This is a genomic window from Mycobacterium sp. 852014-52450_SCH5900713 (genome assembly GCF_001667075.1).
GTDB lineage: Bacteria > Actinomycetota > Actinomycetes > Mycobacteriales > Mycobacteriaceae > Mycobacterium.
Genome location: NZ_LZIL01000078.1, coordinates 234,700 through 247,333 on the forward strand (window position 1 = coordinate 234,700; position 12,634 = coordinate 247,333).

At 68.4% G+C, this 12,634-nt stretch carries 6 protein-coding genes; all 6 read right to left on the reverse strand.

The features are described from left to right. Positions 1-12 precede the first annotated feature (12 nt). Positions 13-330, reverse strand: coding sequence for a hypothetical protein (locus A5773_RS24150; RefSeq protein WP_067792995.1), 318 nt, complete (start codon positions 328-330; stop codon positions 13-15). Further along, positions 327-1,592, reverse strand: coding sequence for a sulfate adenylyltransferase (gene sat, locus A5773_RS24155; RefSeq protein ID WP_066951464.1), 1,266 nt, complete (start codon positions 1,590-1,592; stop codon positions 327-329). Before sat ends, A5773_RS24150 begins: the two co-directional genes overlap by 4 nt. 1 nt (position 1,593) lies before the next feature. Next, complete coding sequence (gene cysC / locus A5773_RS24160) at positions 1,594-2,292, reverse strand: adenylyl-sulfate kinase (protein WP_066951468.1); 699 nt, start codon at positions 2,290-2,292, stop codon at positions 1,594-1,596. A gap of 219 nt (positions 2,293-2,511) precedes the next feature. Further along, the gene (gene pks2 / locus A5773_RS24165; protein ID WP_067792998.1) at positions 2,512-8,835 is read right to left on the reverse strand and encodes a type I polyketide synthase; all 6,324 of its coding nucleotides are present in this window, start codon (positions 8,833-8,835) and stop codon (positions 2,512-2,514) included. A 220-nt stretch (positions 8,836-9,055) separates the two neighbouring features. Next, a complete protein-coding gene (locus A5773_RS24170; protein ID WP_066951573.1) occupies positions 9,056-11,428 on the reverse strand; it encodes an APC family permease in 2,373 nt (790 codons plus the stop codon). Between the two features lie 88 nt (positions 11,429-11,516). Then, positions 11,517-12,602: a succinyldiaminopimelate transaminase gene (dapC, locus tag A5773_RS24175; RefSeq protein WP_067793004.1), complete on the reverse strand. Its 1,086-nt coding sequence runs from the start codon at positions 12,600-12,602 to the stop codon at positions 11,517-11,519. Positions 12,603-12,634: the final 32 nt, after the last annotated feature.

Sequence of the window (12,634 nt, forward strand, 5' to 3'; positions counted from 1 at the left end):
CGTTAGTTTCGGCTAGGGTTGCGCTTCGGCAAGGAAGCGGTCCACCACGTCGGGCCCGGTGGAGTGCAGCGCGATGGACAATTCCAACAGCCTGTCCTTTACCTTCTTGGGCAGCAACTCGATGGACTTGGTGGTGGCGGAGTCGTATTTGGCTCCCGGGAAGCGTTGCAGCACAATGTCCTTCTGCGCTTCGGTGGTGTAGATCTCCAGCAGCTTCATACCGGCGAAGGCATCCTTGGCCGAGCCGGCCATTCCGGCGTTCGCCAGCGCCTCGAGCCGTTCCTCGTTGATCCACACGTTGACCTTGATGTGCTTCTCGGCACCGCTCATGGGGTGGCTTCCTCCAACTGGTTCAGCGTGAACACCGGCAGCCTGTCCTTCAGGTAATCCTCGGTGACGAACGGCGAACCTCGGCCGTATTTGGCGGCGGAGTCCAAAACCACCTCGAACACCTCGTGGCGCATGACCTGCTGGGTGGGCTTCACCTCGTCGGTGAGGATGCTGCGGATCAGGCTGCCGCTGAAGCTTTGCGCCTGGGCGTCGTGACCGCACAGCGCGGAGTTGGTCACCTCCCGGCATTCCGGGCAGTACCAGTTCTCCCGCAGGAACACCGGTTTGATGCCCAGCTCCGACCGATGTTGCTGCAGCAGGTTCTGCGAGTCGTACGGGTGGTAGAAGTCGCCGACGCCGGCGTGGTCGCGGCCAAACATGTGGTGCGTGCAGCCGAGATTGGTCCGCAGGATCGCGTGGAAGATCGCCTCGCGGGGCCCCGCGTACCGCATGTCCCAGAGCGTGAAGGTCACCTTGTGGACGTCCTCGCGGAAGTACCCGCTCTTCCTCAGCTCGTCCTGCGCCAGCAGGATGGCCTCGTCGATGTAGTCCCCCACCCGCTTCTGCCCGATGATGGCGTTGACAAGCACGCCGGTGTTGAGGTTGTCGACGGGCATGTCTTCGTTCGCGGCCAGCCACGCCTGCTTCATCAGCGCCTCGTGGCCGGTGTGGGGGACGTTGCGGGTCTGGTGGGCGACGACGTGCTTCCAGTCCTTCGCTGCGAGCGCATCGCGGTGCTGCCTGGGCGTGAGCCAGAAGCTCTTGAAGGGCTCGTTGAACACCGGCTCGTTGATGAGCGTGACGTCGCCGGCGATGAACCGGTTCGCGTACGCGAGCGCCTTCTTCACCCCGGGGTGCCTGGGATCGGTTGTGCCGTAAGTCTTCTCGGCGAAGCGCTGCAGGTCGTACTCGTAGATCTCGCTGACGTCGAGGATCGCGATCGGTGCGCCGAGGTACTCCAGCACGACGCTGCCGCCCTCGTTGACGCCCAGCTTCTCGACGTCGTCGGAGGACAGGTCGAACACGATCGGGATGCTCCACAGCGTTCCGTCCGGAAGCCGCAATTTGTCCAGGGTTCCATCGACCTCTTGCCGGCCCATGAACCCGGACAGCGGGGTGAAGAATCCGTAGGACAGGCTGATCACTTCGTGCGCGGTCGCCTTGGAAATGGGCACGCGCGGCAGGCCTTTGATCTGTTCGGCGGCGCCGTCCGTGGACACTCTTTCCACGATCGGTTTCCCGTTGTGACCGTGATAGTTCATCTCATGACCTCGCTTCGCGGTGTGTGTCGAAGCCTCGGGCGGCAGCGGCGCGGGCGGGAATGACGCCCTCCTTCTCGAGGTGCGAGACCACTTCCTCGGCCAGCGTGTCCGCATCCTTCGTGCCACCCTCGAGCCGCAGCTCCGGGCTCAGCGGCGCTTCGTACGGATCGTCGATTCCGGTGAAACCCCGGATCTCGCCCGCCCTCGCCTTCTTGTACAAGCCTTTCGGATCACGCTGCTCGCAAATCTCGATCGGCGTATCGACGAAGATCTCCAGGAAATCACCCTCGGCGAGGGTGGCGCGAACCGCGTCGCGGTCGTGCCGGTACGGGCTGATGAAGGCCGTCAAGGTGATGACCCCGGCATCGCAGAACAACTTCGCGACCGCCCCGAGGCGCCGGATGTTCTCCTCGCGGTCCTCGGCGGAGAACCCCAGACCGAACCGCTTCGCGAACTCGACTCCGTGGCGCTCTTCGAGGAGAGTCGGGCCGGCGTTGAGCCCGTGGCGGACGTTGTCGCCGTCCAGCAGGTAGCTCCGCACGCCGCGCCCGTACAGCTTCTGCTCGACGATGTTCGCGACCGTGCTCTTGCCGCTGGCGCTCAGCCCGGTGAACCAGATAACGCAGCCCTTGTGGCCGTTGAGCCGCTCGCGCGCCTCGCGAGAGATCTGGTGGTCATGCCAGGTGATGTTGGTGGACATCCTCAGCTCCTCGTCGGCTTTTCACGCGTCATCTCTACGTGGCCCGTGGTCCTCTCAACCGGCACCCCGGCGCGCTCATTCCTGTGGCAACGCCCACGCGGCATCACCTACGAGTAAAACCGGACTTCGGCAAGTCTACAAGTTAAGATGGTCAGTTTAGGGCGGTTTTCGGCGTTGCGGCCGTCGCCCGCCCGGGACAGGGCCGCCGCATCCGCCTCGTCAGGATGCTGACGCCGCCGTTTCCGACGCGGCCAGCTCCTCGCACAAATGCTCCGCCAGATCGCGGACCGTGGTGATCTTGGTGGGGCTGATGCGCACACCCGTTTCGGTTTCGATGCGGGTTCGCAGCTCGAGATTGCCGAGCGAATCCAACCCATAGTCGGACAACGGACGGTCGGGATCGATTGTGCGCCGGAGCAATAGGCTGATCTGACCGGACACCAGCCGACGAATGGCGGTGGGCCATTCTTCGCGGGGCAGCGCCTTCAACTCGGCCAGGAATTTTCCCGCGTCCGGGTTGCCCTGCGCCGTCGATCCGAACGCCTCGGCGAACCGGCTGCGTTGTGCGAACGAGGTCAGCCACGGCGTTCCCATGATCGGCGCGTAACCGGAGTAAGGGCGGTCGTAGCGCAGCAGGGACTCGAACGCGTAATAGCCCTCCGACGGCTTGATCGCGATGTCGGCGTCTTGCGCGAGAACCGTGGCGCGGCCGACCTCGGACCACGCGCCCCAGGCGATCGCGCTGCCGGGCAGGCCCTGGGAGCGGCGCCAGTAAGCGAACGCGTCCAGCCAACTGTTGGCCGCGGCATACGCGCCCTGCCCCGGCGATCCGACCAGGGCGGCGGCCGACGAGAACGAACAGAACCAGTCCAGCGGCTGTCCCGCTGTGGCTCGATGCAGGTTCCAGGCTCCGTAAACCTTTGGCGCCCAACACCGGTCGATCAGTTCGTCGGTGACGTTGGCCAACGTGGCATCCTCCACGACCGCCGCCGCGTGCAGCACCCCACGCACCGGCAACCCCGTCGCGGTCGCGGACACCACCAGGCGGTCGGCCGTGGCCGGCTCGGCGATGTCCCCACACTCCACCGCGATGTCCGCCCCGCCGGCGCGCAGACGCTCGATGGCTTGGCGCGCTTGCTCGTTGGGCGCCGAGCGGGAGTTGAGCACGATCCGCCCGGCGCCCCGGGACGCCATCTCACCGGCCAAGAACAGCCCCAGGCCGCCGATGCCACCGGTGACGATGTAGGCGCCGTCGGCGCGGAACGGCCGCACCTCCTCCGGGGGGACCGTCGCGACACTGCGTCCCGCGCGCGGCACGTCCAGCACCACCTTGCCGGTGTGCCCCGCGCCGCCCACCAACCGGATCGCGGCGGCCGCGTCGTGGATCGGGTAGTGCGTGGTGCGCGGCAGCGGCAGCTCGCCGTCGGCGGTCCGTTGGTACACGGTGGCCAACAGGCGGCGAATCGTCTCGGGGTGACTGAATGTCAGCAACGCCAGGTCGACCGCGAACAGGGACAGGTTGCGCCGGAAGGGAAACAACCCGAGGTGGGTGTCGCGGTAGATGTCGCGCTTGCCCAGTTCGATGAATCGCCCGCCGAATGCCAGCAAGCCGATTCCCGCACGCTGCGCGGCCCCGGGCAGTGAGTTGAGCACCACGTCGACGCCGTATCCGCCGGTGTCGGCACGGATCTGGTCGGCGAATTCCGCGCTGCGCGAGTCGTAGACGTGCTCGATCCCCATGTCCCGCAGCAATTGCCGGCGCTGCGGGCTGCCCGCGGTCGCGAAGATCTCGCAACCCGCGGCCCGGGCGATCGCGATGGCCGCCTGTCCGACCCCGCCGGTGCCGGAGTGGATGAGGACCTTGTCGCTTGGCGAAATCCGGGCCAGGTCATGCAACCCGTACCAGGCGGTGGCCGAGGCGGTGGGCACCGCGGCGGCGGCTTCCACCGGCAGGCCGGGCGGGAGGGTGACCGCGTGCCGAGCGTCGGCGATGACGAAGGTGCCCCAGCATCCGTTGCGCGACATGCCCCCTACGCGGTCACCCACCCGGTGCTCGGTGACGCCGGGACCGACGGCGGTCACCACACCGGCGAAGTCACCACCCAGCTGCTGTTGGTAGCCCTCGAAGGTGGGATAACGGCCGAACGCGACCAGCACGTCGGCGAAGTTGATGGTGGACGCGGTGACCGCGACCTCGATCTCCCCCGGACCCGGCGGGACGCGGTCGAACGCGATGAACTCCAGCGATTCGAGGTCACCGGGCGTGCGGATCTGTAGGCGCATGCCGTCCCGCTCGCGATCGACGACGGTGGTCTGCCGTTCGGCCGGGCGCAACGGACCCGGCCGCAACCGCGCGGTGTACCACTGTCCGCCGCGCCACGCCGTCTCGTCTTCCCCAGATCCGCTCTTACACTGCAGTGCAACGTGTTTGGCTTCGGCCGCCCCGTCGATGTCGATCTGGGTGGCGCTCAGGTGGGGGTGCTCGGAATCGATCACCCGCGTCAGCCCGCGCAACCCGGCCTGCTCGATGTTGGCCACGTCGCCGGCGACCACGTTGGCGGCGTTCCTGGTCACCACGAATAGCCGGGGCGACTCCCCGGGCAGCTCGGAAAGCTCGCGGGCGATGGCCACCAGATGGGACACGTAGTCGCGGCCGAGCCGCGTCACTTCGGCGCCGCCGGCTGGTGGCGCGGTCACCACGACGACACCGGTGAGTCCCTTGAGCGGGCCGTGCCCATTCGAGGCCAGCTGGCCGCTGCCCGACAGCAGGGTGCGCAGCTGTGCGGTTTCCGCCGATCCGAGCGACCAGGACACCGTGGTGCATTGGGCGCCATCGCCCAATGCCTCGGCGAGTTGTTCGGTCAGCGGATCCGTCACCTCACACGCGCTGAGTAACAGCCACGCTCCCGGCTCGCCGTGAGGCCCCTCCGGCAATTGCCGTGGCTCCCATTCGATGGTCAACAACCGCTCGTTGAGCAGCCGTTGCGCCCGCTCGTGCTCGGAGGCGCCGCCGGCCAGCCGAAGCCCCTCGACGGTCAGCAGGACGGCGCCGGACTGGTCCAGCACGTCGAGGTCCGCCTCGCACTCGCCCGGACGCGACGCCGTAACCCGGGCGAGGCAGTATTGCGCGTTGCGCGTCGAGGAATAGCTGCGCAACCTGCGCACCCCGACCGGCAACAGCAGACTGCCCGCGCTCGCCTTCTGCACCTCGGGATGGACGACGACCGACTGGAAGCAGGCGTCCAGCAGCGCGGGGTGGATGGCGTACCCCGACTGCTGCGAGCGGATCGCGCCGGGAAGCGCGACCTCGGCGAGCACGGTGCCGGCGTGCCCGCCGGCGACGAGCGCGGCGGCCAGACCGGAGAAGGCCGGACCGTACTGAATCCCGATCGCGCCGAAGGCCTTTCGCAGTTCGGCGCCGTCCATGCCGGACGGGTGATTGGCGATCAGGGTGGCCATGTCATGGGCGGGCGGCTGCGGCAACTCGCCCTCGTCCGGTTCGTTGAGGGCCCGCAGGACCGCACCCGCCCGGCGAACGCGTTCGCCCTCGTCGTGGGTGTCCACCGCGAACTCGAGAACTCCGGGCGCGGTGACCGTCGCCGCCGACGATGCCCGCGTCCGGCCGTCCAGCAACAGCGTCTGCTCGAACGTGATGTCGCAGACCTCCGAGCGTTCGCCGAGGGCCGCGCGCGCGGCGGCGAGGGCCATCTCGCAGTAGGCGGCGCCGGGAAGCGCGGCCACCTGGTGGATTTGGTGGTCTCCGAGCCATGGGTGCGCCTCGGTGCCGACGTCGCCCTGCCAGACGTGGCGCTCGGGCTCCTCGTACAGGTGCACGTGGGCCCCGAGCAGTGGATGCACGGCCTGCACCGAGGCGCCGTGCGCCTGCTCTTTTGCCTCGCGGCTGAGCATGAGCCTGCGGTGCGTCCACGTCGGGAGCGGGGCGTCCACCAGGCGCCCGGTCGGGTACTGCACCGAGAAGTCCACCGCGGCCCCGGCGCTGTGCACGTCGGCGACGAAGCCCCGCAAACCGATTGGCAGCTCTTGGTCGCGGCGCATGGCGGCGAGCGCGGCGATGGGCATGTCCAAACTGGCTGCGTTCTGCTCGACCGCATGGGTGAGCAGCGGGTGCGGCGCCAATTCCGCGAAGACCCGGAAGCCGTCCTTGAGGGCGGCCTGCACGGCCGCCGCGAATCGCACCGTGTAGCGCAGGTTTTCGGCCCAGTAGTCGCCGGCGAACGAAGGCCGTTCGCGGGGATTCCACAGCGTCGCCGAATAGTAGGGAATCTCCGGCTCCCGAGGCTCGAGGCCGGCGAGGGCCGCGACCAGTTCGTCGAGGATCGGCTCCACCTGCGGCGAATGCGAGGCCACGTCCACCGCCACCTCGCGCGCCAGCACGTCCTGCTCCTGCCAGGCCGCGACCAGGTCGCGGATCGCCTGGGTGTCGCCGCCGATCACCGTCGACGTCGGTGAGGCGACCACCGAGAGCACGACGTTGGAGATCCCTCGGATGGACAGTTCCGACAACACCTGCGCCCCGGGCAATTCCACCGACGCCATGGCGCCGCTGCCGGCGATCCCCGCCATCAGCCTCGAGCGGCGGCAGATGACGCGCACCCCGTCCGCCGGCGACAGCCCACCGGCGACGACCGCCGCCGCGGATTCCCCGAGGGAATGCCCGATGACGGCGCCGGGACGCACGCCGTAGGACCTCACCGCCTCGGCCAGCGCGACCTGCATCGCGAAGATCGCCGGCTGCAGGCGGTCGATGCCGGTCACCAGCTCGGGCGCCGACATGGCTTCGGTGACCGAGAACCCCGATTCCTCGGCGATCAGCGGCTCCAGCTCGGCGATCGTCGCCGCGAACACCGGCTCCTTCGCCAGCAGTTCGGCGCCCATCTTCGGCCACTGCGACCCCTGTCCCGAGAACACCCATACCGGCCCGAGGTCGTCTTGCCCGACGGCGGGCTCGTACGGCATGTCGCTGTCGGCCAACTCACGCAGGGCCGCGCTCAGCTCGCCGAAGGTGCTGGCCGACAACACCGTTCGCACCGGCCGGTGCGCGCGCCGGCGAGCCAGGGTGTAACCCAGATCCCACAGGCCCGCCCCGCCGGCGTGTTCGTCGACCCAAGCCGCCAGCCGGGCGGCCGTGCCGCGCAGCTGCTCCGCGGAAGTGGCCGACACCGGAAACAACAACGCCCCGTGGGCGCTCGGTGCGGCCGGCGCCTCTTCGGGCGTCGCTGCGGAGACCTGTGGGGGGGCCTGCTCCAGCACGACGTGCACGTTGGTGCCCGACATTCCGTAGGACGACACGGCGGCGCGCCGCGGGTACCGGCCGTCGGTGGGCCAGGGCGTGTTGGCCTGCGGCACGAACAGTTCGGTCTTGATCGTGGCCATCTCGCCGGGCAGGCGGGTGAAGTGCAGATTCTGCGGCACCGTGCCGTGCTGCAGCGCGAGGACCGTCTTGATCAACCCCAACGGTCCGGAGGCCGATTGCAGGTGGCCAAAGTTCGTCTTCACCGAGCCCAGCGCGCACGGTCCGGCGGTTCCGTACACGGCGGCCAGGCTCGAATACTCGATCGGGTCCCCGACGGGGGTGCCGGTCCCGTGCGCCTCGACGAAGCCGACCGTGGTGGCGTCGACGCCGGCGACTTCGAGGGCCTTTCGGTAGACGGCCACCTGGGCGGTTTCCGACGGCGCCGCGATGTTTACGGTGCGGCCGTCCTGATTGGCCGCGGTTCCGCGCAGCACCGCAAGGATGCGATCGCCGTCGCGTTGCGCGTCGTCGAGCCGTTTGAGCAGCAGCATGACGCAGCCCTCGCCGGACACGAAGCCGTCGGCCTTCTCGTCGAAGGCGTGGCAGCGGCCGGTTGGCGACAGCATGCCCTGCAGCGACCCCGAGACGGACTTTCGCGGTTCCAGCGTCACGACGACACCACCGGCCAGGGCGAAGTCGCTTTCACTGCTGTTCAGGCTGCCGCACGCCTGGTGGACGGCCATCAGGCCCGACGAGCACGCGGTGTCCACGGTGACCGCCGGGCCGTGCAGGCCCAGGGCGTAGGCGACCCGCCCCGACGCAAAGCTGTTGCTCGTGCCGGTGAACCCGTACGGACCCTCGGCGGCACCGCAGTCGGCGGACAGCAGTTCGTAGTCGCCGTGCGTCAGTCCGACGAAGACCCCGGTCTGCGAGTGGGACAACCGCGCGGGATCGAGGCCCGCGTCCTCGATGGCATCCCAGGACGTTTCCAACAGCAAGCGGTGCTGCGGGTCGATCGCGGTGGCCTCGCGCTCGGTCATGCCGAAGAAGTCGCAGTCGAAGCCGCCGACGTCGTCGAGGAAGGCCCCCCACCGGGTTACCGAGCGGCCGGGCACGCCGGGTTCGGGGTCGTAGTACAGGTCCGCGTCCCACCGATCGGCGGGAATCTCGCCCACGAGATCCGCGCCGCGCAACAACTCTTCCCACAGCCGTTGCGGAGAATCGATCCCACCGGGAAGTCGGCAGGCCATACCGATGACAGCAACGGGTGTGGCGGCTGCGGCACGCAAAGTGCAGTCCTCTGTTCTCCCCCAACGGCGTTCAGCGGTCGTGCGGGTGTCAGCTTACCGTCAGCACTCGACTCATCATCCCCGAAGCCATTTCTGGCTCCGTCAGGCGCTCGGAACGCCGATGGCGGCTCACTCGAGAACGACGAATAGTCCTGCTTCGCAAAGAAATCCGGCTAGCAGCGTTTGCCCATGCGGAATAATCCCGGCGATCGGAGGGACGTTAAGTTTTGCTCGATTCGCCGGATTCGCCGGATCCGCCTGAGTCGACGGCCGTCGCGGGGTCCTCGATCACGCAATACGTCGGATCGATCATCGAGATGGGCCGGTTGCCGGTCTGGCGCGCCTTCCCGGTGATCCGCAATAGCTGGCCGGGCTGTATGTCGGCGCCCCCATGACCGGGACGGAACGTGACCGTCATTTCCCCGCTGTTGTCCCCGACGACCACCTGCCGGAAGGTGCGCCCCCGGTCGGTGACGTCCTCGACCTGGTTGACCCGTCCTTCGACGGTGGCCCGTTGCCCCGAGATCAGCCCGGCCACCAGGATGACCGAAGCCGGCCGCTCGGGGTGCTCGTAGGCGTCCACCTTCTCGTCCTCGCCCTTGGACACCCACGCCTCGAGCTTGTCGATCTCCTGGGCGATCCGCTGCTCGAGGGTGTCGGGGTAGGCCTCCTTGATGCGCGATTCCACGTCGTAGGGCACGATCGTCGCCGCCGCATCGGGGATCAGGCTCACCGCGCGGGAGATCTTGTCCGCGGTGCGGTCGTGCAGCAGCCTCCCCAGCAGCCGCGCGAACGTTCGGCGAGGCAACAGCACCGTCACGTTGGTGTGCGGTTGTTCTTCGCGCGCCTTGGCGACCAGCAGCTGGGCGGCCCGGATGATCCGGCGGTCCGGGCAGTCCACCACCCGCAGCGGGGTGTCGAGATCGAAGTGGTCCCAGCGCTTTCGCAGCTGCGCGGCGTGGGCCGGGTCGACCATGAAGTGCACCGCGGTCAACTCGTCGGCCCGTAATCCCCTGCCGTAGCGCAGCGCTTCGATCACCGCCAGGTCCACGGAGTCGACAAGAACGAACACCCGGTGCCGCGCGTACTTCACCAACTCCGGACGGTCGGTGCGGAACATCTCGAGAATGGCTGCCTCAGCCCGGTATTCGCGGTTGAGCCGCATCAGCATGAACACCAGTAGCGGGAAGACGACGACCACCAGCCACGCGCCCTCGGTGAATTTCGCCACCGCGAAGATGCCCACCACGATCGTCGAGAGGATGGCCGCGGACAGGTTGATCGCCAGGCGGCGTCGCCACCCCGGTTCCCGCTGTGTCAGATGGTGTTTGGTCATCCCGTAGCCGGCCATCGAGAACCCGGTGAACACACCGATCGCATAGAACGGGACCAGCGCGTTGACCGACCCGCCGGTCACCACCAACAACAGCACCGACAGCGCCGTCAGGGTGATGATGCCGTTCGAAAAGACCAACCGGTGACCGCGTTTGGTGAGTTGGCGCGGCAGGAAGCGGTCCTCGGCGACGAAACTGGCCAGCGCCGGGAATCCGTTGAAACTGGTATTCGCACCGGTGAACAAGATGGCCGCGGTCGCGGCCTGGACCAGGATGTAGAAGACGTCGCCGATCACGCCGTTGCCGAAGACGGCTCGGCCGATCTGGGACAGCACCGACGGGTATTCCGTGAGATAGGGCGTGGCGTGGGTGACGTGCGCCAGGTAGGCGACGCCGGCCAGCAGGAGGCCGAGGACGGTGGCCATGGCGGTGAGCACGCGGCGCGCGTTGCGGCCCTGCGGCTTTCGGAAGTAGTCGACCGTGTTGGAGATGGCCTCGACCCCGGTCAGCGACGAGCCTCCGTTGGCGAACGCGCGCAGCAACACCAAAATCGTGGCGCCCAGCACCAACCCGTTGCCCTGGTGTACCGGCACGGTTCCGGTCATGTGCGCGGGATCGTAAACCGGTAGGTTCCCGGCGAATGCGCGAATGACGCCGACCACGATGGTCAGGCCAACCATGACGATGAATGAATAGGTCGCCACCGCGAACGGCAGTCCCGCCTCCTTCAGCCCACGCAGGTTCGCGTAGCAGATAGCAAGCACGACCGCGACCGTGAGCTCGAGGCTGTACGGGCCCAGCGCGGGAACCGCCGATACCACCGCGACCGTTCCGGCCGCCGATTGCACCGCAACGGTGACGACGTAGTCGATCAGCAGCGCCGCGGCGGCGATTTGCGCGACCCGGGGCCCGAAGTTGTCCCGGGCGACGATGTAGGAGCCGCCCGCCCGGGTGTAGGCCATCACCACCTGCCGGTATGAGGCGGCCACCAGGACCAGGATGAGCAGGATGACACCGGTGATGGGAAGCAACAGCAGAAAGGCGGCCAGCCCGGCATGCGGTAGCAGTTCGATCAGGATCTGCTCAGGACCATAGGCGACGGACGACACCGCATCCGGCGAAAGCGCGCCCAGGGCAACCGGATTCGACAACTTCTCGGAGGCGATGTCCTCCGTGATCAGGGGCTTTCCCAGGAATACCCGCTTGACGATGTCCCCGACCGAAAGGGGGATGCGCAGCCTGCCGGCCGAAGTCGTCACGACCACCGTCCTTAACTGAGCGGGCGAAACACCTTCGATGCATTGTGCACGCTGGCGCCCGCCATTGGTGGCGGCTGGTCGGTTTCGGTTAGGCGAGCCGCCGCACGGCGGCGGAGATCCGCTCGTCGGTCGCCGTCAGCGCGACACGCACGTGCTGCGCGCCGCGCGGGCCGTAGAAGTGGCCGGGCGCCACCAGGATGCCGCGCTCGGCCAGCCAGGTGACGGTGTCCGCGCACGGCTCGCCGCGGGTCGCCCACAGATACAGGCCGGCCTCGGAATGGTCGACGACGAATCCGGCCGAGCGCAGCGCCGGCAGCAACGCTTCCCGCCGCCGCTCGTACCGTTCGCGCTGCGTTCGCTCGTGGGCGTCGTCGTCCAGGGCGGCGACCATGGCCGCCTGCACCGGCGTCGGCACCATCATCCCGGCGTGCTTGCGCACCGCCAGCAGCTCGGACACCAGATCGGCATCCCCGGCGACGAATCCGGCGCGGTAACCGGCCAGCGACGAGCTCTTCGACAGCGAGTGGATGGCGAGCAGTCCAGCGTGGTCGCCGTCGCAGACCGACGGATGCAGGATCGACAGCGGCTGCGCCTCCCAGCCCAGGCCCAGGTAACACTCGTCGGAAGCCACCACGCTGCCCCGCTCGCGCGCCCAGCCGACCACTTTGCGCAGGTGGTCGACGCCCAGCACGCGCCCGGTCGGGTTGCTCGGGGAGTTGAGGTAGACCAGCGCCGGCGATTGCGGGCCCAACTGGGTCAACGAATCCGCCCGCAGCACCGTCGCTCCGGCCAGCCGCGCCCCGACGTCATACGTCGGATACGCCAGCTCGGGCACCACGATCACGTCCGCGGGCCCCAGCCCCAGCAGGGTCGGCAGCCAGGCGATGAGCTCCTTGCTGCCGATCACCGGCAGCACGGCTGCCTCGGTGAGCCCGGTGATGCCGAAGCGGCGGGCCAGCGCGGCGACCGCCGAGTCCCGCAGGCGCGGGGTGCCGGCGGTGGCGGGATATCCGGACGCGGAACCCGCGGCGGCCAGCGCCTCCTGGATGATCGGCGCGACCGGGTCCACCGGGGTGCCGACGGAGAGGTCGACGATCCCGTCGGGATGGGAACCGGCCAGCGCTTTCGCGTCGGCCAGCGTGTCCCAGGGAAATTCCGGCAGGGATGCCGACACTCGCCCGCGTGGGGCGCGCGGCCTCACCCCGG